General features: G+C 68.6%; 17 protein-coding genes. 7 read left to right on the forward strand and 10 right to left on the reverse strand.

Annotated features, from left to right (window positions below):
- Positions 1-64: 64 nt before the first annotated feature.
- From ABD768_RS35035 to ABD768_RS35070, 8 genes are read right to left on the reverse strand one after another with little or no spacing between them, the layout of a single operon-like run.
- A complete protein-coding gene (locus tag ABD768_RS35035; RefSeq protein WP_344848001.1) occupies positions 65-1,582 on the reverse strand; it encodes a mannitol dehydrogenase family protein in 1,518 nt (505 codons plus the stop codon).
- Positions 1,579-2,520 (reverse strand): sugar kinase, encoded by a 942-nt coding sequence (locus tag ABD768_RS35040; protein WP_344848003.1) that lies wholly within the window; start codon positions 2,518-2,520, stop codon positions 1,579-1,581. The genes ABD768_RS35035 and ABD768_RS35040 overlap by 4 nt, the downstream gene beginning before the upstream one ends.
- Entirely contained in the window at positions 2,514-3,728 is a 1,215-nt protein-coding gene (gene manD, locus ABD768_RS35045; protein WP_344848006.1) for a D-mannonate dehydratase ManD, read from the reverse strand. Before manD ends, ABD768_RS35040 begins: the two co-directional genes overlap by 7 nt.
- Complete coding sequence (locus ABD768_RS35050) at positions 3,725-4,624, reverse strand: ABC transporter permease (protein ID WP_344848008.1); 900 nt, start codon at positions 4,622-4,624, stop codon at positions 3,725-3,727. The genes manD and ABD768_RS35050 overlap by 4 nt, the downstream gene beginning before the upstream one ends.
- On the reverse strand, positions 4,621-5,640 hold the full coding sequence (locus ABD768_RS35055) for an ABC transporter permease (RefSeq protein ID WP_344848011.1): 1,020 nt from the start codon (positions 5,638-5,640) through the stop codon (positions 4,621-4,623). The genes ABD768_RS35050 and ABD768_RS35055 overlap by 4 nt, the downstream gene beginning before the upstream one ends.
- Positions 5,637-6,746 carry an ABC transporter ATP-binding protein gene (locus tag ABD768_RS35060; protein WP_344848014.1) on the reverse strand — a complete coding sequence of 370 codons (1,110 nt, stop codon included), beginning with the start codon at positions 6,744-6,746 and terminating at the stop codon, positions 5,637-5,639. Before ABD768_RS35060 ends, ABD768_RS35055 begins: the two co-directional genes overlap by 4 nt.
- Positions 6,743-7,948, reverse strand: a complete 1,206-nt coding sequence (locus ABD768_RS35065) for an ABC transporter substrate-binding protein (RefSeq protein WP_344848017.1) — start codon at positions 7,946-7,948, stop codon at positions 6,743-6,745. Before ABD768_RS35065 ends, ABD768_RS35060 begins: the two co-directional genes overlap by 4 nt.
- A 16-nt stretch (positions 7,949-7,964) precedes the next feature.
- On the reverse strand, positions 7,965-8,981 hold the full coding sequence (locus ABD768_RS35070) for a LacI family DNA-binding transcriptional regulator (protein ID WP_343980939.1): 1,017 nt from the start codon (positions 8,979-8,981) through the stop codon (positions 7,965-7,967).
- Between the two features lie 188 nt (positions 8,982-9,169).
- Between ABD768_RS35070 and uxaC the strand changes: the two genes are divergently transcribed.
- The 3 genes from uxaC (at position 9,170) to ABD768_RS35085 (ending at position 12,851) form a co-directional block, all read left to right on the forward strand.
- Positions 9,170-10,576 carry a glucuronate isomerase gene (uxaC, locus tag ABD768_RS35075; RefSeq protein ID WP_344848021.1) on the forward strand — a complete coding sequence of 469 codons (1,407 nt, stop codon included), beginning with the start codon at positions 9,170-9,172 and terminating at the stop codon, positions 10,574-10,576.
- 124 nt (positions 10,577-10,700) lie between these two features.
- Positions 10,701-11,276: a hypothetical protein gene (locus ABD768_RS35080; protein ID WP_344848024.1), complete on the forward strand. Its 576-nt coding sequence runs from the start codon at positions 10,701-10,703 to the stop codon at positions 11,274-11,276.
- 45 nt (positions 11,277-11,321) lie between these two features.
- On the forward strand, positions 11,322-12,851 hold the full coding sequence (locus ABD768_RS35085) for a right-handed parallel beta-helix repeat-containing protein (protein ID WP_344848027.1): 1,530 nt from the start codon (positions 11,322-11,324) through the stop codon (positions 12,849-12,851).
- Between the two features lie 249 nt (positions 12,852-13,100).
- On the opposite strand, the gene ABD768_RS35090 is transcribed toward ABD768_RS35085, so the two are convergent.
- Positions 13,101-14,396 carry an O-antigen ligase family protein gene (locus tag ABD768_RS35090; RefSeq protein ID WP_343980947.1) on the reverse strand — a complete coding sequence of 432 codons (1,296 nt, stop codon included), beginning with the start codon at positions 14,394-14,396 and terminating at the stop codon, positions 13,101-13,103.
- A 10-nt stretch (positions 14,397-14,406) separates the two neighbouring features.
- Entirely contained in the window at positions 14,407-16,053 is a 1,647-nt protein-coding gene (locus tag ABD768_RS35095; RefSeq protein ID WP_343980949.1) for a Wzz/FepE/Etk N-terminal domain-containing protein, read from the reverse strand.
- A gap of 275 nt (positions 16,054-16,328) precedes the next feature.
- Here ABD768_RS35095 and ABD768_RS35100 point away from each other — a divergent pair, with 275 nt between their 5' ends.
- From ABD768_RS35100 to ABD768_RS35115, 4 genes are all read left to right on the forward strand, one after another.
- Positions 16,329-18,536 (forward strand): LamG-like jellyroll fold domain-containing protein, encoded by a 2,208-nt coding sequence (locus ABD768_RS35100; protein ID WP_343980951.1) that lies wholly within the window; start codon positions 16,329-16,331, stop codon positions 18,534-18,536.
- Positions 18,537-18,690: 154 nt separating this feature from the next.
- Entirely contained in the window at positions 18,691-20,214 is a 1,524-nt protein-coding gene (locus tag ABD768_RS35105) for a WD40 repeat domain-containing protein (RefSeq protein ID WP_343980953.1), read from the forward strand.
- Positions 20,215-20,278: 64 nt separating this feature from the next.
- Positions 20,279-22,471 carry a LamG-like jellyroll fold domain-containing protein gene (locus tag ABD768_RS35110; RefSeq protein ID WP_343980955.1) on the forward strand — a complete coding sequence of 731 codons (2,193 nt, stop codon included), beginning with the start codon at positions 20,279-20,281 and terminating at the stop codon, positions 22,469-22,471.
- A 50-nt stretch (positions 22,472-22,521) separates the two neighbouring features.
- Positions 22,522-24,024, forward strand: coding sequence for a PQQ-binding-like beta-propeller repeat protein (locus tag ABD768_RS35115; RefSeq protein WP_344848032.1), 1,503 nt, complete (start codon positions 22,522-22,524; stop codon positions 24,022-24,024).
- The last annotated feature ends 33 nt before the right edge of the window (positions 24,025-24,057 follow it).

Genomic DNA, 24,057 nt, shown 5'->3' on the forward strand with positions numbered 1-24,057 from the left:
CAGGGGTTGCCGGGCTACAGGTGGCGGCCGCCGCGAGCAGCATCTCGCGGCGGTCGCTCCCCTTCTATTCGGTGAGACTGCCGACCTGCTCGACCAGCAGCTCCCGAAACACCGAGTTCTCCCGAAGGTCGGCCCCGAAGATCGACTCGACCCCCAGCAACGCGTCGACGACGGCAGCCGGGGTGGCGCCGAGAGCGATGCCGCCGGCCCCGCCCGGCGCGCCCGCAGGGCGGGCGAGCGAGGTGCCACCTCCGCGTGATCGGAGTCCCGGGGTGATGCCGGCGTCGGCAAGGGTTGCTTGGAGTTTGTTTGCTTGCGGGTCGTCGAGCTTCAGGGGGTTGCCGTTGGCATCTACTCCACCGGCGACATAGACCATCCAAGCGGCGACGGCGAGGCCGGCCAGCCTGGGCTCTGCGTTGGCGGCGAGGCGGTCGCGGATGGTGCCGAGCAGCCGGACCGGAAGCTTGACCGAACCATCCATCGCCACCTGCGCCGTACGGTGCTTCAGCGCCGGATTCGCGAAGCGCTCCAGCACACTCTGCCCGTACGCCGTGAGGTCGAGCCCCTCCGGCGGCGTCAGCGTCGGGATCACATCCGCTGTCATCAGCTCATTGGCGAGCCCCGCCAACTGCTCGTCCCGCACAGCCTCGGCGATCGTCTCGTACCCCCGCAACGCGCCGAGATACGCGAGCATCGAGTGCGTCGCGTTGAGCATCCGCAGCTTCGCCTGCTCCCACGGCGCGACATCACCCGTGAGAATCGCCCCCGCCTTCTCCCACCCCGGTCGCGGCCCCGCGAAGTCGTCCTCGATCACCCACTGCAGAAACGGCTCCGCGACAACCACAGCCTCATCCCGCACCCCGAGCAGCCCCGCGGCCTCCTCCCGATCGGCATCGGTAGTAGCCGGCACAATCCGATCCACCATGCTCGCCGGAAACCTCGCGACCTCCAGCTCATCAATCAAGCTCTTTCCATCGGGTAATGCGGCGGCGTAGTCCTCCATCAGGCGGCGGAGGAACGGGCCGTTGGCTACCAGGTTGTCGCAGGACAGCACGGTCAGCGGTCCGGCTCCGGTCTGAGCACGCCGTACCAAGCCGGCGGCCAACTGCCCCACCACGGTCCGCGGCGCCCGCCCGGCCAGGTCCGCCTGGATTTCCGGATCGGTGAGATCGAGCCCGCCTTGTACCGCCGCCCGGTACCCCTTCTCGGTGACCGTCAATGTCACCACCGACACCGCCGGGTCCGCGATCCGGGCAACCACCGCCTCCGGATCCTCCGGCGCGGTCAGCACCTCGCGAATGCTCCCGATCACCCGGATGCTGGGGTCACCCAACCCGCGCGTCAACACGGAGTACAGGCCGTCCTGCGGGGCGAGCTGCTCGCGGACGGCGGCCGACCGCTGACTGATCCCGCTGATCCCCCAGCCGGTCTCGCCGGTAAGGATCGCCGCCTCCTCGGTGAACACCGCCTGGTGCGCCCGATGGAATGCCCCCAACCCGAGATGGACTATCCCGATCTTGCTCGGCTCCACGACAGGCTGCAGCGCCGCAGGCAAGGTGGTCAGGCTGAGTCGGGCAGTCATGCAGATACCTCCGCTGTTCCGTTGGCTGCGTGCGCCCGGGTCTCCTCGAGCGTGGCGACATGGCCGGTACCACCGAGTCCACTCACCGACAGCGAGGCGGCCGCCACCCCGAGCCGGACTGCCTCCTCCAACGCATCGCCGAGCGCAAGCCGCGCAGTCACTGTCCCGGCGAACGAGTCGCCCGCACCCGTCTGGTCGACAACCACCGGCGCCGGGATCACCGGCACCTCCACGATGCGACCACCGTCGTCCAGCAACACTCCATCGGCGCCACGAGTCAGAGCGACCGCGTCCACCCCGAGCCCTCTGATGGCAGCACAAGCCGCCACCGAGTCGGTAGCGTCGGTGACCAGCTGTGCCTCATGCGGCCAGCCGGGCGTGACCAGCCGCGTGTACTGCGCGAGCGCCCGCAGATGATCCCCCGCACCGGCCGCACTCACCAAGCGCGGTCGCCAGTTGGGGTCGTAGACGAAGCATCGCGAGGTGGACGCCGCAACCCGCACCGCCTTCGCCGACAGCGGGGAGATGGCACAAGCGATCCCACTCGCCAGCACTGCACCCACTTTGGCCACGAGGTCCAGTGGTACATCGCCCGGCCCCAGTCCAGAGCCCGCGCTCCCCCGCCGTACATAGGTGAACTCCCGCGCCCCCGACGGATCGGCATGCTGCAGATAGAGCCCATGCTGGCCGGCCACCCGCAACACCTGCGACGTATCGATGCCCAGAGCAACCACTCGGTCGAGCAGCCGATCGCCCAGCTCGTCGTCCGGCACCCGGGCGAGCAGCGCCGTGTGCGCCCCGGCCGCAGCAGCCGCGGCCGCCGAGTTGAGCGCGTCCCCGGAGAAGTTGAGGGTCAGCGCGGTCCCGGCGTCGAGCGGCTCGGTGGAGCTCAACTCCACCAGGATCTCGCCGATCACCAGTACGTCCGGGATCACCATGCGTGCACCGTTCCATCCTCCAGGCGATTCACCGGCAAATAGGCCGGGCGGTACGGATAGGCCGCTGCGGCCTCTTCGTCGAGGTCCACACCGAGCCCCGGCTGCTCGCTGGGCTGCAGGTAGCCGTCCGCGAAGCTGTAGCTGTGCGGGAAGACCGCATCGGTCTCCGCCGAGTGCGGCATGTACTCCTGCAGACCGAAGTTCGGGATGGAGATGTCGAGCTGCAGCGCCGCTGCCAGGCAGACCGGCGACAGATCGGTCGCGCCGTGCGAACCGCTGCGGACGTGATGCAGCGCGGCCAGGTCGAAGATCCGGCGCAGGTGCGTGATGCCACCCGCGTGCACGACCGTCGCCCGGATGAAGTCGATCAGCTGCTCCTGGATCAGCTGCTGGCAGTCCCAGATGCTGTTGAACACCTCGCCGACAGCGATCGGCGTCGTCGTGTGCTGCCGGATCAGCCGGAACCCTTCCTGCAGCTCCGCCCGCACCGGATCCTCGATCCAGTACGGCGCGTACGGCTCCAGGCTCTTGCCCAACCGTGCTGCCTCGATCGGAGTCAGCCGATGATGCACGTCGTGCAGCAGCCGCAGCGTCGGGCCGAACTCCGCCCGAACCGCCCGGAACACCGACGGAACATGATCCAGGTACTTCTCGGTCGACCACACACTCTCGCCCGGCAACGCCAGCGAAGGGTTCGCAGGCTCGTACGTCGTACCAGCGGTGCCCACCCCATACGTCGAGGCGAGGCCGGGGACGCCGGTCTGGATCCGGACTGCCTTGTAGCCGAGGTCGACGTAGCGGCTGACTTCCTTCAGCAGGTCCTCGGTCGTCTCCGCGCTGGCGTGGCCGTAGACCGTCACGCCGTCACGGCTGCGACCGCCGAGCAGTTGGTAGACCGGAAGACCGGCCACCTTGCCCTTGATGTCCCACAACGCGGTGTCGACCGCGGCGATGGCCGACATCGTGATCGGGCCGCGCCGCCAGTACGCGCCCTGGTACAGGTACTGCCAGGTGTCCTCGATCCGTGCCGGGTCGCGCCCGATCAGCAACGGGATCACGTGATCGTTCAGGTACGACGCGACGGCGAGCTCACGGCCGTTGAGGGTGCCGTCGCCGATGCCGTACACGCCTTCGTCGGTCTCGAGCTTCAGCGTGACGAAGTTGCGTCCGGGGCTGGTGACGACGACCCGGGCGGCGGCGATCCTCATTCGGGCTCCTCCTTCACCCGGGCGACCAGTTGGGTCGGGTTCACGAAGCGCAGCGCGACGACGAGCAGCACCAGCATCATCGAGGTGTAGATGATCGCCATCGCGTCCACCGACTGCTGTGCGCGGATGCCGGCCGCGGACATCGAGTAGTAGAGGGCGACGACCAGGGTCTGCGAGTCGGGCCCGGCGGTGAGGAAGGTCAGCTCGAACATCCCGACCGTGCGGACGAGCACGAGGATCGCCGAGGCGAGCAGCCCGGGCACGAGCAGCGGCGTGAGGATCTTGAGGAAGATCGCGCGGGTGCCGGCGCCGAGCATCCGGGCGGCGCTCTCGATCCGGGGATCGACCTGCTCGATGAACGGGGTCATCGTCAGGATCACGAACGGCACCGAAGGCACCAGGTTCGCCAGCACGACGCCGGACAAGTGCCCGGCGAAGCCGAACTTGTAGAGGACCGTTGCGAGCGGGATGCCGTAGGTGATCGGCGGCATCAGGATCGGCAGCAGGAAGGTCAGGTAGACGAGTCGCTTGCCCGGGAAGTTCTGCCGGGCCAGCACGTACGCCGCCGGTGCCCCGATCAGAACCGACAAGACGACCACCAGCGCCGAGGCGATCAGCGTGACGGTGATGACATGCAACAGACCGAACTCGCGCCAGGCATCGCCGTACCAGTCGGTGGTGAAGCCGCTCGGCAGCCAGGTGTCGAACCACCGCCGCCCGAACGAGCTGACCAACACAGACCCGACAACACCGGCCAGGTTCACGAAGAAGAAGATCACAACGGCCCAGATCACCCAGGCAGTCGGCGTCCCCCGCAGAACCCGCCGTCGGGGCGAACCGCCCGGGGCCGGCTGGCCGGCGGGCGGCCGTCCAGCGGTCGTGGTTGCTGTGGTCATCCTTTGCCTCCGGTTGATCCGGTGTAGAGGCGGGCTCGCCAGACGAGGACGATCGCCACCACGACGAGCTCGACCGCGCCCATGATCATCGCGATCGCGGAGGCGTAGGAATAGTCGTACTGCTCGTAGGCCGCCTGGTAGGCAGCGAGCGAGATCACCCGGGTGGAACCGGCCGGATTGCCGACCAGGACCGCCGAGGGGAAGACCGAGAACGCGAGCACGAAGGTCAGCAGGAAAGTCGTGGCCAGCCCCGGAGCGAGCAACGGCAGCGTGATCCGGCGGAAGCGTTGCGAACGGGAGGCGCCCAGCGTCGCGGCCGCGCGCTCGAGCGTCGGGTCGATGCCGCTCAGGTAGGACAGCACGAGCAGGAACGCGAACGGGAACCCGGTGATGATGAGGCTGAAGAACACCCCCCAGTAGTTGTTCGTCAACCGCACCGGGCCCTCGGTGAGGTGGAGGCCCATCAGCACCCGGTTGAACCAGCCGGTCGGGCCGAGGAAGTTCAGCAGGCCCTGGGCGGTCAGCACGGTGCCGAGGGTGATCGGCACGACGAGCAGCGTGGTCATCAGCCGCTTGCCCCGGAACCGGCCACGCATCCGGAAGGCGATCGGCACCGCGGCCAGCACGTTCAGCAAAGCGGCGGGCAGAGCGATCTTCAGCGTGGTGGCGATCGTGTCGCGCTGATAGGCGTCGCTGAAGAACTTGCTGTAGTTGGCCAGCACCCCGCCGCCGTTCATCGGCTGGAACGACAGGCTCAGGCCATAGAGGAACGGGTAGATGAAGAGCACCAGCACGAAGACCGTTGCCGGCAGCAACAGCCAGAGCTTGCGATCGACACCCCGCTCGGCCAGCCGATGCCGCCAGTTCAGCGCTTGCCCCGAGCCCACTCCCCAGCCCGTCGGTCCGGAGCCCGTCGGTCCGGAGCCCGTCGGTCCGGAGCCCGTCGGCCCTGAGTTCGTCGGCCCTGAGTTCGTCGGCCCCGAGTTCGCCGGCCCGGAGCTCGTCGTGGTGCTCATACCGCGAGGCCTGCCGTCGCCAGCTCGGCCGCTGGGCGGTCGGCCGGGTCTCCGGACGGGTACACCAGGAGCCGTCCGGGCGTGATCGTGATGGCGACCTGCTCACCCGGCTCGACCTTGCGATCGGTACGAGCATGCAGCCGGACACCATCCGGCAGAGCGACCTCGACGGCCAGCTCGCGGCCCTGGTACTCCACGACCTCGATCCGGCCCTTCAGCCCGGCGACATCCGCACTGCCCAACCGCACGTCCTCCGGCCGGACCGCCGCGACCACCTCGTCCCCGGCGTTCATCTCACCCTGGGCGACGCCGTTCACCGTCGTCTCGCCGAGTGGCACCGTGACGGCGTCGCCCTCGACCCGCGTGGCCGACACCGGCAGGAGATTCCGGTAGCCCATGAAGTCGGCGACGTGCCAGGTGGCCGGCTTGGTGTGGACCTCCTCGGGCGTGCCGATCTGCTGCACCCGGCCGAGCCGCATCACGACCAGGCGGTCGGCCATGCTGAGCGCCTCCTCCTGGTCGTGCGTGACATAGACCGTCGTCAGGCCCAGCGACTGATGCAGCCGGCGGATCTCGGTGCGCATCTCCAGCCGGAGCTTCGCATCGAGGTTGCTGAGCGGCTCGTCCATCAGCACCAGCGACGGCTCGAGCACGGTCGCACGCGCGATCGCCACTCGCTGCTGCTGGCCACCGGACAGCTGGCCGGGCAGCTTGCTCGCGTGCTCCGCGAGCCGGACCATCTCGATCGCGGCCTCGGTCCGGCGGCGGACCTCGTCCTTCGGCAGCCGGCGCATCCGCAGGCCGAAGGCGATGTTGTCGCGGACCGTCAGGTGCGGGAAGAGCGCATAGTTCTGGAAGACCATGCCGAAGCCGCGCTTCTCCGGCGGCAGCGTGTCGATCCGCTGGTCGTCCTGCCAGATGCTGCCCGCGGTCAACGGCAGCAGCCCGGCCAGGCAGTTCAGCGCGGTCGATTTGCCGCACCCGGACGGCCCGAGCAGGGCGATGAACTCGCCCCGCTCGATGGTCAGGTCCAGGTCGGCGAGCGCATCCGCGGTACCGAATCTGCGGCCGACGCCTTCGAGCCGGAGCTGGTCGAATCCAGTCACGAGCTCTTCACCTTGCTGCCACCGACCTCGCGGTCCCACTTGTCGAAGGCGGCAACCAGGCTCTTCGCGTCCAGCGGCACCTCGGTCGGGTTGTCCGCGATGAGCTTGTCGTACTCAGCCCGGCCGTAGTCCTTGATCGCGTCCTGGCTCTCCTGCGGTGCCTGCGAGAGCTCGACCCCCTTGATCGCCGGGCCGGGGTAGAAGTAGCCCTTGTCGTACGCCTTGGCCTGCTGCTCCGGGGTGAGCATGAACTGCAGGAGCTGCAGGATCGCCGCCTGCTTGTCGGTCGAGACACCCTTCGGCACGACGGCGTAGTGCGCGTCGGTGACCCAGTGGAAGCCCTTGAGCGTGGTGATCGCGGCTTCCTTCGGCACCGTGCCGAGCACCCGCGGGTTGATGTCCCAGCCGGTGGTGCTGACGATGATGTTCGACGAGCCGTTGGCCAGCGCCTTCATCGTGTCCGCGGTGCCCGACGGGTAGTAGTCGACGTACTGGTTGAGCTCCTTGAGGTACGCCCAGGTCTTGTCCCAGCCGTTGATCGGATCCTTCGGATCCTTGTCACCCAGGATGTAGGGCAGGCCCATCAGGAAGGTGCGGCCCGGTCCGGAGTTCGACGGTCGCGCATACATCACCTTGCCCTTGTTGGCCTTGGCGTAGGCGAGCAGCTCGTCCGCGTTCGTCGGCGGCTTCGCGACCTTGGCCGGCAGGTACTCGAGGAGCGGACCGGACGGGTAGTAGGTGACCGTGACGCCGCTGTTGCCCGCGAGCTCCTGCATCTTCTGCGCCGGTGGCAGGTAGTCCTTCATCCCTGGCAGCCGATCGGCGTACTTCGGGAGCAGCTCGTTCCACAAGCCTTGCTGGGTGCCGGCCGACAAGCCGTCGGTGCCGGTCAGGACCAGGTCGATGTCGACCCGGTTCGCGTTCTGCTGGGCCTTGATCTTGCCCGACAGCTCCGGGGCGGGAGCCTTGGAGTAGGTGACCTTCGAGATCACGTCGGAGTGCTGCTTGACGAACTCGTCGATCATGCCCTGTGTCAGCTGCAGGTCGCCGGCCACGTCGAGGATGTTGAGGCTGACTGCCTTGGCGGGCTTGTCCGGCACGTCGCCGGTGGTGTCGGCGGCGGGCTTGCCGGCGGTCGGGGCTCCACAGGCTGCCAGCACGGCGAGTGCGCTGGCGGCGGCGATTATCCGGTAGGGGCGCATCGGAATCTCCTCAGGATCAGGGTCGTGCGGGGTCGGAGGTCCGGTCGGCCGCGAGGCCGGTGGAGTCCCGCACCATCAGCTCGCCGTGCAACGTGCCCCGGGTGCCGATGATGGTGTCCGGATCGGGGTCGTCGATCATCGCCAGCAGCAGCTCGACGGCGATCTCACCCGCCCGCTGTTTGGGCAGCCGCACCGTGGTCAGCGCCGGCCGGGACATCCTGGACATGGCGATGTCGTCGATGCCGACCACGCTCAGGTCGTCGGGCACCGTGATCCCCCGTGCATGCAACCGGGCCAGCAGCCCGATCGCGACCAGGTCGTTGTAGGCCACGACCGCGGTCGCACCACTGGCGACCGCCTGGTCGGCCGCGGCCATCCCTCCTTCGTACGTCGGGGCGAAGTGGCCGACGTCGACCAGCTTCACCCCGTGGTCGTGCGCAGCGGCGTACAGACCGATGCTGCGGTGGGCGCTGGACCAGGACGTCTTCGGTCCGCCGACCCAGGCGATCTTGCGGTGCCCGAGCGCGACCAGGTGGGCGATCGCCTGCCGCATCCCGCCCTCGTTGTCGAAGGTGACGGCCGGGACGCCTTCGACCAGCCGGTTGACCAGGACGACGTTGGTGTCGGCCGCGATCGCGGCGAGCTCGTCCTCGTCTGCTCGTGGTGAGCACAGGATCAGCCCGTCGACCTGCTTGGCCAGCGCCAGCACGAGGCCCACCTCGGCCGCCGCGTCCTCGTCGGTGTCGGCCAGGAAGACCGCCACGTCGTGCATCCGGGCGCGAGCCTGGACACCCTTCACAACGCTCGGGAAGAACGGGTTGGCCAGGTCGGGGACGACCAGGCCGATATTGCCGGTACGGCCGGTGATCAGGCCTCGGGCGGCCTTGTTGGGCGCGTAGCCCAGCTGCTCCGCCGCGGCCTGCACCCGGGCCCGGGTGGTCGCGTTCACCACACCGGGCATGGACAGCGCGCGGGAGACCGTCGACGCGGACACGCCCGCCAGCCGGGCGACGTCGCGAATGGTCGCTGCCATCTCCCACCTCCGGGGTCGTCGGGCCTGGTCGTGGAGCGAGTCTGCAACCGTTTGCAATCCTGTGTCAAGACGTCGTCAGCGAGCTGTGGACGACACGCTGGATTTCCTTTATTTGCTGGGCTTGTGTGACGCTGAGCGGGCTGCAATCCTTTTCAGCCGCCGTTGCAGCCCGACCCCACGGAGGACTCATGCCGAAGGCTCTGCAGCCTCATCCGGACCGCGCCCTGCCCGCCGGCGAGGCGCGCGACGTGGCCCGCCGGATCCACGCGTCCACGAAGGACCTGCCACTGCTCTGCTTCCACGGGCACGTCGACGCCGGGCTCTTCGCGACCGACGAGGCCTTCGGCGATCCGGCCGAGCTGCTGGTGGTCCCGGATCACTACGTCACCCGGATGCTGGTCTCCCAAGGCGTCTCCCCCGACCGGCTCGGGTTGCCGCGCCGCGACGGCCTTCGGACGGCGGAGCCGCGCGACATCTGGCGGGAGTTCTGCTCGCACTGGCAGCTGTTCCTCGGCACCCCTAGCCGGTACTGGCTGGAGCACGAGTTCGCCGAGGTGCTCGGGTTGAAGGTCGCACCGTCGGCCGAGACCGCGGACGAGCTGTACGACGAGATCTCGGCCCGGCTGGCCGAGCCGGAGTTCCGGCCGCGCGCCTTGCTCGACCGCTTCAGGATCGAGGTCATCGCCACCACCGACGCCGCGACCGACGATCTGGCTCAGCACGCCAAGCTCGCCGCCGATCTCCCCGGCCGAGTCATTCCCACTTTCCGGCCGGACGCGGTCGTCCACGTCGACCGGCCGGGCTGGAGTGAGCTCGTGGTCGACCTCGGCGTACGGGCGGGCATCGACACTTCGTCGTATGCCGGATATCTGGAGGCACTGCGGCAACGGCGGCAGGCATTCCTTGCGGCCGGGGCGCTGGCGACGGATCACGGGCACTTGAGCGCGTCAGCCACACCGCTCGACGAGTCGGCGGCGGCGCGGATCTACGAGACGGCTTTGCGGGGCGAGGTGTCGACGGAGGATGCGGCCGCGTTCGCCGGACACATGTTGTTCCAGATGGCGGCGATGTCGGCCGAGGACGGGTTGGTGATGCAGCTGCATCCCGGCGTACTGCGCGATCACCACTCGGGGATCCATGGGACCTACGGGCCGGATCAGGGGCACGACATCCCGGTGGCGACTGAGTTCACGCGGTCGCTGCGGCCGGTGCTGGAGAAGTTCGGGCATGCCGAGGGGTTCCGGCTGGTCCTGTTCACGGTCGACGAGACGGCGTACTCGCGGGAGCTTGCGCCGATCGCCGGCGTCTACCCGTCGGTGCGACTGGGGGCACCCTGGTGGTTCCTCGACAGCCCTGACGGGATGCGGCGGTTCCGCGAGCTCGTCACCGAGACGGCCGGCTTCTACAACACCTCCGGCTTCGTCGACGACACCCGCGCCTTCCTCTCCATCCCCGCCCGGCACGACCTGTCCCGCCGGATCGACGCCGGCTACCTCGCCAACCTCGTCGTCGAACACCGGCTGGAGGAAGACGACGCCTTCCAACTGGCGCAGGACCTCGCCTACAACCTCGCCCGCAGCACCTACGTGCGCTGACTCAACCTCGCCCACACCAAGCACCTCGGCATGCTCCTCGAGCACCTGCAATCGATGGTTGCGTATTCCTGGGTAGCTGATCTACTCTCGTGCAACCGATTGTTGCAGAAGAGGAGAGGTTGCCATGTCTGACTATTCGACGTCCTTCACGGTTCAGCAGTCAGCGGACGAGGTATATGCCGCGATCCTGAACGTCGGCGCCTGGTGGACGGGTGAGATCGAGGGCCGGGCCGATGAGGTCGGTGGGGAGTTCGCCTACCGCCATCTCCCCCAGCACTACAGCCTGCAGCGCGTGGTGGAGCTCGAGCCCGGTCGCCGGGTGGCCTGGGAGGTCGTCGACAGCAAGCTGGCGTTCGTCTCCGAGCCGAGCGAGTGGACCGGCAGCCAGATCGTCTTCGACATCCTGCCGGGGACTCAGGCCAGCGGTGGCACAGACGTCGGCGGTGGCGAACACGAGGACACCCCCGACGGCGGAGCGGTTCGCGGACGGTCCATCGGCAGCGGGGCGGTTCGCGGACGGTCTGTCGGTGGCCGGGCGGTTCAGGCGGGTGGTGTGGGTGCGGAGGTTCGGTTCACTCATCTTGGGCTGGTGCCGGAGGTTGAGTGCTTCGGGGCTTGTTCGACGGCTTGGCGGCACTACGTCAACGGGAGTCTGTACAGCTTGATCACTACGGGCGAAGGGCTGGCCGATCCGTGGTGAACCTATAGTTGGGCAACTTCTGGGGTCGGCTGTGTGGGGGAATTGATGGGACGCGGGTTCAGGTCGGCTGGCGGGGTTGTGCTGGCCGTCTTCTTGGTGGCTGGGTGCACGGACGACAAGGCGGCGTCCCCGCCGCCGGATGAGCCGACGGTCGCGCTGCCGTCGGGTCCTCCCCCGGCCGCGAGCATCAAGCTCGGACCGACCGGGCCGGCGGCCGCGGCCAAGTGTGTCGGGGTCGCGATTCCGGCCGGCACGGATCCGCAGCAGGTGATCGACGCCCATCCGGATGGCGGCACGTTCTGCTTCGGCAAGGGACTGCACCGGATCACGCGAGCGATCCGGCCCGTGGACGGATCAACGCTGGCGAGCAGCGAAGGGGCCGTACTGACCGGGTCGGTGCAGCTGACTCGGTGGCTGCCCGAGGGTGGCCACTGGGTGGTGCGTGGCGCACTGCCTGCGCCGTACAAGTTGAAGGGGAAGTGCGAGGACGAGAAGGCTGATCCTTGCCAGCTTGCTGAGCAGGTGTTTGTGGATGGGGTGCATCTGTCTCGGGTGATGAGCCTTGATCAGCTCACCGCCGGGACCTTCTACGGCGACTATCAGAGCAACGCGCTGTACCTGGCTGATGATCCGGCTGGGAAGGACGTCGAGATGTCGCGGACGCGGACGGCGGTCGAGGCGTCGGCGCGGGAGGTGACGGTCAGCGGGCTGACGATCGAGCACTTCGCGAGTCTGCCGCAGGGTGGGGCGCTGGAGGTTGGTACGGGGTGGAAGGTGGTTGCCAACGAGGTTCGCTGGAATCACGCGGTCGGGGTGATGGTGATCGAGGGCGATCGGGCGAGGGTCAGCGGCAATACCGTTGCCGACAACGGGCAGCTCGGGATCGGGCAGTACCACTCGGCCGATGTGAAGCTGACCGGGAATCTGGTGACTCGCAACAACACGGATGGCTTCTGGATCGCGGACTGGGAGTCGGGCGGGATCAAGTCGACGCGGTCGTCCGGTGAGGTGTCGGGCAACGACATCGTGGCGAACCGCGGGATCGGGATGTGGAGCGACATCGCGGAGTACGACCGGAAGATCGTCGGGAACCGGATTCGCGACAACGCGGCGGACGGGATCCGGTACGAGATCAGTTATCAGGCGGAGATCTCGGGGAATGTTGTCGAGGGCAACGGGTTCGGGACCGGGCGGGGGTCGGGGCCGAGTCTGTGGGACGGCGGCGGGATCAACGTGAACACGTCGGCCGGGGTCAGCGTGGTGGGGAATCTGATCAAGGACAACCGCAACGGGATCGCGATCCAGTCGCGGACGCGGGGTGATGGGCCGCGCGGGCAGTACGTGCTGAAGGACGTGCTGATCGAGGCGAACCAGGTCGTGATGGACGAGAAGACGGCCAGCACGGGTGTGGTGGAGAACAAGGAGTCGCCCGCTGCGGACGGTGCGATCCGGTTCAGCCGGAACAGCTACCGGATCGGCGGCCGGCAGGCGGAGCGGTTCGCCTACCGCGGCGAGACGATGACCTGGGAGCAGTGGCAAGCAGCCGGCTTCGACAAGGACAGCATCACCAGCTGAAGAGCGCCGCCCCGCCGCCAACGGCCGGGTGGCCGAGCCGACGGCGGTGGCTGGCCGACCGAGCCAGCCGCGGTGGGTGTGGCCGACCGAGCCAGCCGCGGTGGGTGTGGCTGGCTGAGCCAGCCGCGGTGGGCGTAGATGGCCGAGCCAGCCGTGGTGGGTGTGGGTGGCCGCGGTGGATGTGGGTGGCCGCGCCAGCCGCGGTGGGCGTGGGTGGCTGAGGCAGCCGCGGTGGGTGGGTGGTGGTGGCTAGACCCAGCGCGGCTTTGGTGGTTTGGGTGGGGGTGGATGGGCTTTGGCTCTCATGCGGTCGGCGTCGCAGACTGCGGCTGCTACCAGGAGGTGCAGGGTCATGGAGCTCAGGTCGGAGAGGCCGCTCTCGTTGAGGGAGGCGACCGAGACGTAGCCGAGAAGCAGGGCGCCGCTGGCCTTCACGTACGGCGTGGGCGCCCGGAGGACCGAGATCCAGGCGACGATGAAGGCGATTCCGACGATGGTGACCGCCAGCAGGCCGGTCTCCCAGTAGAGGCTCAGCCAGCTGTTGTCGATCGCCATCACGTCGATGTCTCCCTCGCCGCGGCGCAGCAGGACGCGCTTGTTGCCGAGGCCGTGCCCGATGATGGCCGTCTGCAGCGACACCTCTTCGTCGATGACGTAGTGCCAGCTCGTGGTCCGGCCGCTCAGCGAGCTGATCTGCTTGGTCCCCTGCCCCCGCAGCAACCAGTTGTGCAGCGTCGGGACCACCAGGAACGCCAAGCCCATCAAGGCCGGCACCGAGATCGAAGCGATCCGGGAGAACCAGGTCTTCCGGGTCAGGAACAACGCCAGCACCAGACCGACCGCGACCGCCGCGGCCGCCGTCCGCGTCCGGCTGGCGCCCACCAGGACGACGCCGAGGCCGATCAGCACGGTCGCCGGCACGAACGCCAGCTTGCGGGAGAAGAAGGCGACGATCGCCAGCCCGAGCAGAATCGCTCCGACCTCACCGACCCGCGGCGGCAGCATCGGAATCAGCACACCCTGCAGCCGATAGCCGCTACCGAAGGAAGTCAGCGGCCGCCAAGCCACAGTCGGCCGCCAAATCACACTGAGCACGACCGTGAGCGCCAGCAGCAGATGCGCGACCAGATGCGCGCGGATCAACCGCTCCGGTACCCGGATCAGCGGCCGCCACAGCATCAGCAGCAGAACCAGACCGATCAGCAACCGGGCCAACCGCAGCAGCGGACCGCCCGGATCGGCCAGCAGGAACGCCGTCGCCGTCGCGAAGAGCGCATAGACGACGTACATCGTGGTCGCCGGGCTCGAGCGAGTCCGGAACCCAGGCTTCGTCGCCGCCAGGCAGATCAGGAAGATCGCGCCGAGCAGCACGCCCTTCATCAAGCTGTTGGTCGACCCCGTCGACCCCTGCGGCGCGGCAGCACGAGAGGACCACGGCTGCACCCCGAGCACCAGCAGGCACCACATGGCGATCCAGAGCCAGCTCGCCTTCGTGCTGTCCGACTCTTCGATCGTCCCCGGCACGGGCGGTGCCGTCAGCGTCATCCCAGCACCATCAGCGCAGCGGAAGAGTGGAGATCTCGGCCGGGGTGAAGTTCGCCGGGATGCCCAGCGTCTCGTCGTGCTTCGAAGCACCGATCAGTACGACGCCCAGCACCGGCGCCCCCGCGAACCGCAGAGCCGCCGTGAGCCGCGTCAGGTCCGTCTCCTTGTCCTGACCGACCTGCACCACCAGCACCGACGCATCGACAGCAGCCGCCAGCGGCGTGATCCCGTGCCGGCCGAGCGAGGCCTGGCCATGGACGACGACCGAATACCCCGGCGGCAGATCCGCCACGATGCCCGGAACCAGCGACGGCGCGACGGCCAGCGCCGCCTCGTCGTGAGTCAGCCCAGGAGGCAGGACGTACAGATCCGCCACCGTGCCCGGACGGAACATCTTGCGGGCCCGCACCGCGCGGGTCGGAGCCGGCTCCGTCACGAGATCGCTCAGACCTTCGTGGTCGGTCACATGCGACAGCACCGGGGCGCTGCGCAGATCGGCGAGCACCAGCAACGTCTCGCGGCCGTCGCGCGCGCTGGCCTCGGCCATCGCCAGCGCGATCCCGGCCGTGTTGCTGTTCGGCGAGGCCGAGACGACCAGCAGAGCGCCGGCGCCGCCGGACCCGATGCCCTTGGGGTTCAGCTCACGACGAGCCAGCGCGCCACTCGCCTCGGTGCCCAGCGCCGTCGTCTCCGAGGCCGGCAACTGCGGAGTGGCCCGGAGCCAGAACCGGAGGCGGAAACCGAGCCGGTACCGCCGGAAGCCGATCGCCGTGGTGATGACCGGCGCACCGGCGGCGCGGGCCGCCTGGTCGCGGGTCAGGATGAAGGGGCTCAGATGCGTGCTGAGCAAGGCCAGACCGAAGCCGAGCACCAGGCCGAGAATCGCGCCGACGGTGATGTCGCGCGCTACCAAGGGTGACGACGACGCGGTGTCCACCGTGGCCGGCGTGACGAGCGTGCTGCTCGCGCCGACACCGGTCAGCGCCTTGTTCATCGCGGCCGCCTCGTCGGCGGCCTGCCGGGCTTCGGTCGCCAGGCCGACCCGCTGGTCGCGCAGCGAGCTCGCGCCCTGGGTGTCGTTCCGCCCTTGCGCCTCCTCGATCTGCTTGACCAGGGTCTTCGACTGGGCGTTCGCGGTCTTGGCCCGGTCGGTGGCCTGGCTGGCCAGTGTGACCAGCAGGTTCTTGGCCTCCCGGCTGCGCTGCGCGAGGTAGATCTGCGCGATCGCGTTGGCGCGGCGGACCGCCTCGTCGGCGGTCGGGCCGTCGATGGTGATCAGGTAGGCGTTGTCGGTGACCGCCTTGACCCGGGTCACGCTCGCCAGCGACTGGATCGAGTCGTCCGTGGTCGGCATCTGCAAGAACTTGGCGACCTCGCGCAGGATCGCCGGGCTGGCCATCACCCGGGCCTGCGTCTCGGCCGGCAGGTCGAGGCCGAGCGGGCCGGTCTTGTCCGAGCCGGTGGGCAGGTTGCCGACCAGGGCCGGCGGAACGGCCGGGCCGATCACCACCTGGCTGGACGCGGTCCAGCGGACGGTCTGCGACAGCGAGAAGAAGGCCGCGCCGCCGATTCCCAGCAGAACACATCCGATGATCAGCCACTTGTGCCTCAGCAGTGACTGCGCGGTGTCCCGCCAGACGACAGTGCCCGGTTCCATTCCGGTCCCCCAACTTCCCAAACCTTGGTCACGCGAGGTGACCGGCTCCTTGCCGGGGCCAGGATATAGGCATCGCCACACTGACGCGGCAATCGTCCACACCGATCACACGCAGTGACGAAGGCTGGCAACTCGCCGACGATAACCGTTTGGTGACTGGTCAAAGCTCACTTTGTGTGGCCTACTCTGTCTCGGGGGAATTCTGGGGATCACGAAAACGGGAATCACTTGTAAGGCGCCGGGGATGGCGCCTGTCCGAGGGGGGACACCGCAGGATGAAGAAGAGATGGCTTTTCGCGCGCCTTGGCGCCGTCGGAGCGCTGCTGGCCGGGGCCGGCATCATGGTGCTCGCGCCGTCGGCCCAGAGCATCGAGGCCTCGCTCTCGGCGCAGGACAGCCCGGTCTGGCAGACCAACGCCAGCGTCCAGGGACTGGCCGTGGCCGCTGGAAAGGCTTACGCAGGCGGACGCTTCACCAGCGTCCGGCCGCCGGGCTCGCCGCTCGGCAGCAACGAGGTCGGCCAGGCCTACCTGGCGGCCTTCGACTCGGCCACCGGGAACCTGGTCGCGTCGTTCAACCCGGTCCTCGACGGCCAGGTGTACGCCGTGGCCGCGTCGGCCGACGGCTCCCGGATCTTCGTCGGCGGTGACTTCACCACCGTCAACGGCCAGACCCGCAACCGGATCGCCGCCTTCGACACCGCCACCGGCGCGCTGGTCGCGAACTGGAAGCCCTCGGTCTCGTACCGGGTCAAGTCGATCGCCGTCTACGGCAGCACCGTGTACTTCGGCGGCTCGTTCGGGCTCGTCAACGGCGAGGACCGGCTCCGGCTCGCCGCGGTCACCGCGGACACCGGCACCCTGTTGCCCTGGGCCCCTGCCACCAACGGCGACGTGTACGCCGTGGACGTGGCCGACGACGGCTCCAAGGCGTACGCCGGTGGCCAGTTCAGCACCGTCAACGGCACCAACCAGAACACCGTCACCAGCCTCGACCCGGTGACCGGCGCGGTCCTGCCCTTCCCGGGCGCGTCCGCGGTCCCGCCGCCGAACGGCTCCTGCACCACCCGCGTCAAGACCATCGACGCCAGCGGCGACACCGTGTACTTCGGCAACGGCGGTGACGGCGGCGGCTGCTTCGACGGCACCTGGGCGGTCGACCTCGCGACCAACACGCTGAAGTGGAAGAGCCAGTGCCTGGGCGCCACCGAGGCGATCAAGATGGTGAACGGCTGGCTGTACAAGGGTTCGCACGCGCACGACTGCGCCAACCAGGGCGCCGGCGGCTTCCCGCAGGGCTTCGGCTACCGCTTCCTGCTCACCCAGAACCCGGTCGACGGCAAGCTCGGCCCGTGGTTCCCGAACACCAACGCCGGTCCGCCCACCGAGGTCGGCCCGCTGGCGTTCGCGACCGGCGGCTCGGACCTGTGGGTCGGCGGCGACTTCCTGCTCACCAACGGCGTCGCCCAGCAGGGTCTGACCCGCTTCACCAACGCGACCCCGGGCGCCGCTCCGGCCAAGCCGGCCAAGCTGCTCCCGTACTCCGTCCAGCCGGGCGTCGTCCAGATCCACTTCCCCACGGTCGTGGACAACGACGACAGCACGCTCACGTACCGGCTGCTGAAGGGCTTCAGCAACACCACGATCGCGACCTGGACCGTCAAGTCGACGCCGTGGGACAAGCCCTGGATCCACTACACCGACACCAACGTCACGCCGGGCGAGGTGACCAACTACCGGGTCGAGGTCACGGACGGCAGTACGACGATCCGCGGCAACTACTCCGACCCGCTGACCGTCGCGAGCACCGCGAGCACGGCGTACGACCAGCTCATCAACGCCGACGGGCCGCAGGCGTACTGGCGGCTCGGCGAGGCGGCCGGCACGACCACCTCGGTGGACGCGTCCGGGCAGAGCAACAACGGCACGTTCAGCGGCATCACGCTGGGCACCGCCGGCAAGGTGAGCGGCAACACGGCGGCGACGATCAGCGCGAGCAACGGCAAGATGGTCGGCGAGAAGGCGTACAGCATGCCGCAGCAGTTCACCGTCGAGGCCTGGTTCAAGCAGGGCTTCCTGAAGGGCGGCCGGATCATCGGCTTCGGCAACTCGAAGACGGCGAACAGCAGCCTGAACGACCGGATGCTCTACCTGCGCTCCAACGGCCAGGTCACCTTCGGGATCAACGACGGCAGCCAGCGGACCATCAACAGCGCGTCGAACAAGAACAACAGCGCGTGGCACCACGCGGTCGGCACCTACGACAACGGCGCGATGAAGCTCTACGTCGACGGCGTGTTGGCCGGCAGCCAGACGATCGGGCAGGCCTCCCTGTACTACGGTTGGTGGCGAGTCGGCAACGACACCACCAGCAGCTGGTCGGGTGGCGGCGCGACCCAGACCGGCATGGTCATCGACGAGGCGGCGGTCTACCCGTACGCGCTCACCGCGGACCAGGTCACCGCTCACTACAACGCGGGCTGATCCAGCCGCGCCGACGCGCACGCTGAGCGGACGGTCAAACGTTCATAGCACAAAGTCATAACGCCGGTGGGAGCCTGACTTCCAGTCGGGTTCCCACCGGCGCTAGGTTACGGACGCTAATGGACTTTCCCCCCGCCCAGTCCTAAGGAAGTTGATGAAGAAGTTAGTTCTGGCAGTCGTGACGGTCGCCGCCGTGCTCGCCGCGGCGCTGATCCCGTCCGGGCCACCCGTACAAGCGGCCAACGGCGGCTTCGGCTCCGCCGTGTCCGCGATCAAGCAGCTCTCGTGGCAGACGAACTCCAGCGTGAACGCACTCGCCACCGCCGGCAACGTGGTGTACGCCGGTGGCCTGTTCACCCGGATCCGGCAGCCCGGCAAGGCCGCCGGTCAGGGCGAGGCGGTGCGCACCTACGTCGCCGCCTTCAACCGCACCACCGGCGCGCCGCTGGCGTTCGCGCCGAAGCTGAACGGCGCCGTCTGGGCGATCGCGACCAGCCCGGACGCCAAGTGGGTCGTGATCGGCGGCGACTTCACCACCGTGAACGGGATCAAGCGCAACCACATCGCGATGTTCAGCGTCGCCACCGGCAGGCTGGTCTCCGCCTGGGACGCCTCCGTCGCGACCCGGGTCAAGGCGATCGCGATCTTCGGCAACAGCGTCTTCTTCGGCGGCTCGTTCGGCCGGGTCGACAACACCGTCCGCAACCACCTGGCCGCGGTCCGGCTGATCCAGGGCGATCTGCTGCCGTGGAACCCGAACGCCGACGACGACGTGTACGCGATCGACCTGTCCGACAACGGCACCCGGGTGTTCGTCGGCGGGCCGTTCACCAAGATCAACGGCAAGGACCACTACTCGCTGGCGATGGTCGACAACGGCCGCGGCAACGCGTTCGCCTTCCCGGCCGCGGCGGCGATCCCGAAGCCGACGATCGGCTGCACCACCCGGGTCAAGGACATCGACACGCTCGGCACCAAGGTCTTCGTCTCCAACGGCGGCGACGGCGGCGGCTGCTACGACGGCGTACTGGCCGCGGACGTCGCGACCGGCAAGCTGCTGTGGCAGAACAAGTGCCTGGGCGCGACCGAGGCGATCAAGGCGATCGGCAACTGGGTCTACAAGGGCTCGCACGCGCACAACTGCAGCTCGAGCGGTGCCTTCGGCGACGGGACCGGGACCCACTACCTGCTGGTGGAGAGCGGCATCGACGGCAAGATCGGGCCGTGGTTCCCGAACACCGACGCCAACCCGAACAGCACCACCCAGGTCGGCCCGCTGGCGTTCGCGTCCGGTGGCAACGACCTGTGGGTCGGCGGCGACTTCCTGCACGTCAACGGCAAGGTCCAGCAGGGCCTGACCCGGTTCACCAACGCCGCGGGGGGCGCGGCGCCGGCGGCACCGAAGGTCCCGACCGTGTCCACCGCAGTGACCAACCAGGTGTCCGTCAGCTTCAAGGACAGCTACGACCTGGACAACCTGACTCTGACCTACAACGTGTTCCGCGGCTCGACCAACATCAGCTCGCAGAAGTTCACCACGTACTACTGGCAGCCGCGCAAGACGATCACGGTCGTCGACAAGGGCGTCAAGCGGGGCCAGTCGGTCAGCTACCACGTCGAGATCCACGACGGCAGAAACATCATGAAGGGCCCGGCGATCGCCGTGAAGGTGAAGTGAGCCCGGGCAGGTGACTCTCGGCCGCACCAGGCGGCCCGGGAGTACATCCTTGAGGGGGGATGTCGTGAAGAAGGTGGGGATATTCGCGCTGGGCGGACTGCTGGTGGCAGCGTTGCTGTCACCAGCAGCACCCGCACAGAGCATCGGAGCTTCGCTGTCGGCTCTCACGAGCCCGGCGTGGCAGACCAACGCCAGCGTGCAAGGACTCGCGGTGGCGAACGGCAAGGCGTACGTCGGGGGACGTTTCACCACGGTCCGGCCACCGGGGGCGGCAGCCGGCACCAGTGAGACCGCGCGGACCTATCTGGCCGCGTTCAACCAGAGCACCGGCGCGCTGGACACCGGCTTCAACCACACCCTGAACGGCATGGTCTGGGCGATCGCCGCGACCGCTGACGGTTCCCGCGTCTTCGTCGGCGGCGACTTCACCAACGTCGACGGTCAGACCCGCAACCGGGTGGCCGCGTTCGACACCGCGACCGGCGCCCTCGTCTCCAACTGGAAGCCGTCGGTCTCGTACCGGGTCAAGGCGCTCGCCGTCTCCGGCAGCACGGTCTATCTCGGCGGCTCGTTCGGCCTCGTCAACAACGTCGCCCGGCCGCGCCTGGCGGCGGTCACCACGAGCACCGCGTCGCTGCTCCCCTGGGCTCCCCAGGCGGACAACGACGTCTACGCGATCGACGTGGCCGACGACGGCAGCAAGGTGTACGCCGGCGGCACGTTCTCGACCATCAACGGTACGTCGAGCTGGGCCGTGGCAAGTCTCGACCCGACCGACGGTTCCCTGCAGCCGTTCGCGGCCGCGAGCGCAGTACCGGCTCCGAACCCGGGCTGCACGTCACGGGTCAAGGACATCGAGACCAGCGGCGACCGGGTGTACTTCGCCAACGCCGGTGACGGCGGCGGCTGCTTCGACGGGACCTGGGCGGCCGATGTTGCCTCGGGCAACCTGGTCTGGAAGAGCAACTGTCTCGGCGCGACCGAGACGGTCACCGTGGTCAACGGATGGCTCTACAAGGGCTCGCACGCGCACGACTGCAGCTACCTGGGCGGCAACGGCTTCCCGCAGGGCGCGGGACGCTACCTGCTCACCCAGAACCTCGACACCGGCGAGCTCGGCCCATGGTTCCCGAACACCAACACCGGTGGCCCGACCGTGGTCGGTCCGCTCGTGTCCGCGACCGGTGGCTCCGACCTCTGGGTCGGCGGCGACTTCACCACGGTGAACGGAGCCGGTCAGCAGAGCCTGGCCCGCTTCACCAACACCGGGCCGGGTGCTGCACCGGCCAAGCCGGCCAAGGTGACTCCGGTCAGCTACAAGGCCGGCCAGGTCAAGGTGAACTTCCAGACCGTCGTAGACAACGACGACATCACCCTGACCTACCGGGTACTCCGCAGCTTCAGCAACACCGTCGTCGCGACCTACACGGCCGACTCGCGGTTCTGGAACCGGCCCTGGCTGTCCTTCACCGACACCGGGCTGACCCCGGGCTCCTCGCAGGTCTACCGGATCGAGGTGACCGACGGGAACAGCACCCTGCGCGGTGACTACTCGGCAGCGGTGACAGTGGCCAGCGTGGACGCGCCGTACGACCAGCAGGTGATGGCGGACGGCCCGACGGCGTACTGGCGACTCGGTGAGCCCAACGGCACGGCCAACGCGACCGACTCGTCCGGCCAGGGCAACACGGGCCCGTACTCCGGGGTGACGCTCGGCGTTCCCGGCGTACTGACCAGTGGTGGCAACACGGCCGGCGACTTCGACGGTGCGGGCAGGCTGATCGGGCAGACCGCGATCAGTCAGCCGCAGAACTTCAGCGTCGAGGCCTGGTACAAGACCACCTCGACCAGCGGCGGCAAGATCGTTGGCTTCGGCAACAGCTCCAACGGGACGAGCAGCCAGTACGACCGGCACATCTACCTGCAGAACGACGGCACTGTGACGTTCGGGCTGTGGGACGGCTCAGCGCGGACGATCAGCTCCGCACCGGGGACGAACGACGGCCAGTGGCATCACGTGGTCGGCACGTTCTCACCGGGTTCGCAGAAGCTCTACCTGGACGGCGTACTGCAGGGCACCCAGAACGTGACCGCCGCGGAGGCGTACACGGGGTACTGGCGGGTCGGCGCCGACAACCTGGGCGGCTGGCCGAACGGCCCGTCCAACGCCGGTATCAACGGCACCCTGGACGAGGTGGCCGTCTACCCGATCGCGCTGGATGCGGACCAGGTCGTAACGCATTACGACGCACGCTAGATAAAGGGAGTGCCGGAGGGGGTTCCGGCACTCCCAAGGGGGGAACACACATGCGACTACGAAGAATCACTGCTGCACTCGGTGCGGCAGGTCTCGCGCTGGCCATCGTGCCGACGCTCCCGGCGCCCGGTACCGGCGCCTCACTGACAGCGGTGGCCGGCTCCACCTGGCAGACCGACGCCAGTGTGCTCGGGCTGGCGGTGGCGAAGGGCAAGGCGTTCGTCGGCGGCCGCTTCACCCGGGTCCGCCCGCCTGGCGCCGCACCCGGCACCAGCCAGACCGTCCGGACCTACCTGGCGGCCTTCAACCAGACGACCGGCGCGCTCGACACCACCTTCAACCATGACGTGAACAACCTCGTCTGGTCGATCGTGGCGTCACCCGACGGCTCGAAGATCTACATCGGCGGCGACTTCACCCGCGTCGACGGCCAGGTCCGCAACCGGATCGCCGCCTTCGACGCGACCACGGGCGCGCTGCTGCCCAACATCAAGCCGAACGTCTCGTACCGGGTCAAGACGCTCGCAGTCGGCGGTACCAGCCTGTACTTCGGCGGCTCGTTCGGACTCGTCAACAACGTCGCCCGCAACCGCGCCGCGGCGATCAGCACGGTCGACGGCAGCCTGTTGCCGTGGAACCCGAACGCCGACGCGGATGTCTACGCGATCGACGCGGCCGACGACAACTCCAAGGTCTACCTGGGCGGCACCTTCGCCAAGGTCGGCGGCGTGGCCCACTGGGCCGTTGCCAGCGTCAACAACTCGACCGGCGCACTGCTGCCGTTCGCGGCCTCGTCCGCGGTACCGGTGCCGAAGCCGGGCTGCACGACACGGGTCAAGGACATCGAGACCAGCGGCGGAGTCGTGTACTTCTCCAACGCCGGTGACGGTGGCGGCTGCTTCGACGGGACCTGGGCGGCGAACATCGCCACCGGCAACCTGCTCTGGAAGAACACCTGCCTCGGCGCCACCGAGACGATCACGATGGTCGGCGGCTGGCTGTTCAAGGGTTCGCACGCACACAGCTGCCCGGGCGCCTTCCCGGACGGCACCGGAGCGCACTTCCTGCTCCTGCAGAACCCGGCCACCGGCGCACTCGGGCCCTGGTTCCCGAACACCAACGCAGGCCCGCCCACCGAGGTCGGCCCGCTCGTGTCGGCGACCGGTGGTTCGGACCTGTGGGTCGGTGGTGACTTCACCACGGTCAATGGCGTCGGCCAGCAGGGCCTGACGCGCTTCAACAACCTGGGCGCGGGCGCAGTGCCGCTTGGCCCGGTGCTGCCGACGCTGTCCAGTACTACTGCCGGCCGGGTTCAGGCGACCGTCCAGACGTCACTCGACAAGGACGACATCACCCTGACCTACCGGTTGCTCCGTGGCAGCACCAACACGGTCGTCGCGACCACGACGGCGAACTCCACCTTCTGGAGCCGCCCGAACGTCACACTGACCGACACCGCTGCCCCATCGGGCACATCTCAGCAGTACCGGATCGAGGTCTCAGACGGCAACAACACCGTCCGAGGCGGCTTCGCCAGCGTCACCGTCCGCTAGATGCCTGAGGTCGTGGTGGCCATTGCCACCACG

Origin of the sequence: Kribbella ginsengisoli, from assembly GCF_039537185.1 — a bacterium.
In the GTDB taxonomy this organism is placed as follows: Bacteria; Actinomycetota; Actinomycetes; order Propionibacteriales; family Kribbellaceae; genus Kribbella; species Kribbella koreensis.

What these genes read in the sequence shown, in the direction of transcription:
- ABD768_RS35035 (WP_344848001.1), bottom strand. Translation starts at nt 1,582, where the DNA reads ATGACTGCCCGACTCAGCCTGACCACCTTGCCTGCGGCGCTGCAGCCT.
- ABD768_RS35040 (WP_344848003.1), bottom strand. Translation starts at nt 2,520, where the DNA reads ATGGTGATCCCGGACGTACTGGTGATCGGCGAGATCCTGGTGGAGTTG.
- manD (WP_344848006.1), bottom strand. Translation starts at nt 3,728, where the DNA reads ATGAGGATCGCCGCCGCCCGGGTCGTCGTCACCAGCCCCGGACGCAAC.
- ABD768_RS35050 (WP_344848008.1), bottom strand. Translation starts at nt 4,624, where the DNA reads ATGACCACAGCAACCACGACCGCTGGACGGCCGCCCGCCGGCCAGCCG.
- ABD768_RS35055 (WP_344848011.1), bottom strand. Translation starts at nt 5,640, where the DNA reads ATGAGCACCACGACGAGCTCCGGGCCGGCGAACTCGGGGCCGACGAAC.
- ABD768_RS35065 (WP_344848017.1), bottom strand. Translation starts at nt 7,948, where the DNA reads ATGCGCCCCTACCGGATAATCGCCGCCGCCAGCGCACTCGCCGTGCTG.
- ABD768_RS35070 (WP_343980939.1), bottom strand. Translation starts at nt 8,981, where the DNA reads ATGGCAGCGACCATTCGCGACGTCGCCCGGCTGGCGGGCGTGTCCGCG.
- uxaC (WP_344848021.1), top strand. Translation starts at nt 9,170, where the DNA reads ATGCCGAAGGCTCTGCAGCCTCATCCGGACCGCGCCCTGCCCGCCGGC.
- ABD768_RS35080 (WP_344848024.1), top strand. Translation starts at nt 10,701, where the DNA reads ATGTCTGACTATTCGACGTCCTTCACGGTTCAGCAGTCAGCGGACGAG.
- ABD768_RS35085 (WP_344848027.1), top strand. Translation starts at nt 11,322, where the DNA reads ATGGGACGCGGGTTCAGGTCGGCTGGCGGGGTTGTGCTGGCCGTCTTC.
- ABD768_RS35090 (WP_343980947.1), bottom strand. Translation starts at nt 14,396, where the DNA reads ATGACGCTGACGGCACCGCCCGTGCCGGGGACGATCGAAGAGTCGGAC.
- ABD768_RS35095 (WP_343980949.1), bottom strand. Translation starts at nt 16,053, where the DNA reads ATGGAACCGGGCACTGTCGTCTGGCGGGACACCGCGCAGTCACTGCTG.
- ABD768_RS35100 (WP_343980951.1), top strand. Translation starts at nt 16,329, where the DNA reads ATGAAGAAGAGATGGCTTTTCGCGCGCCTTGGCGCCGTCGGAGCGCTG.
- ABD768_RS35105 (WP_343980953.1), top strand. Translation starts at nt 18,691, where the DNA reads ATGAAGAAGTTAGTTCTGGCAGTCGTGACGGTCGCCGCCGTGCTCGCC.
- ABD768_RS35115 (WP_344848032.1), top strand. Translation starts at nt 22,522, where the DNA reads ATGCGACTACGAAGAATCACTGCTGCACTCGGTGCGGCAGGTCTCGCG.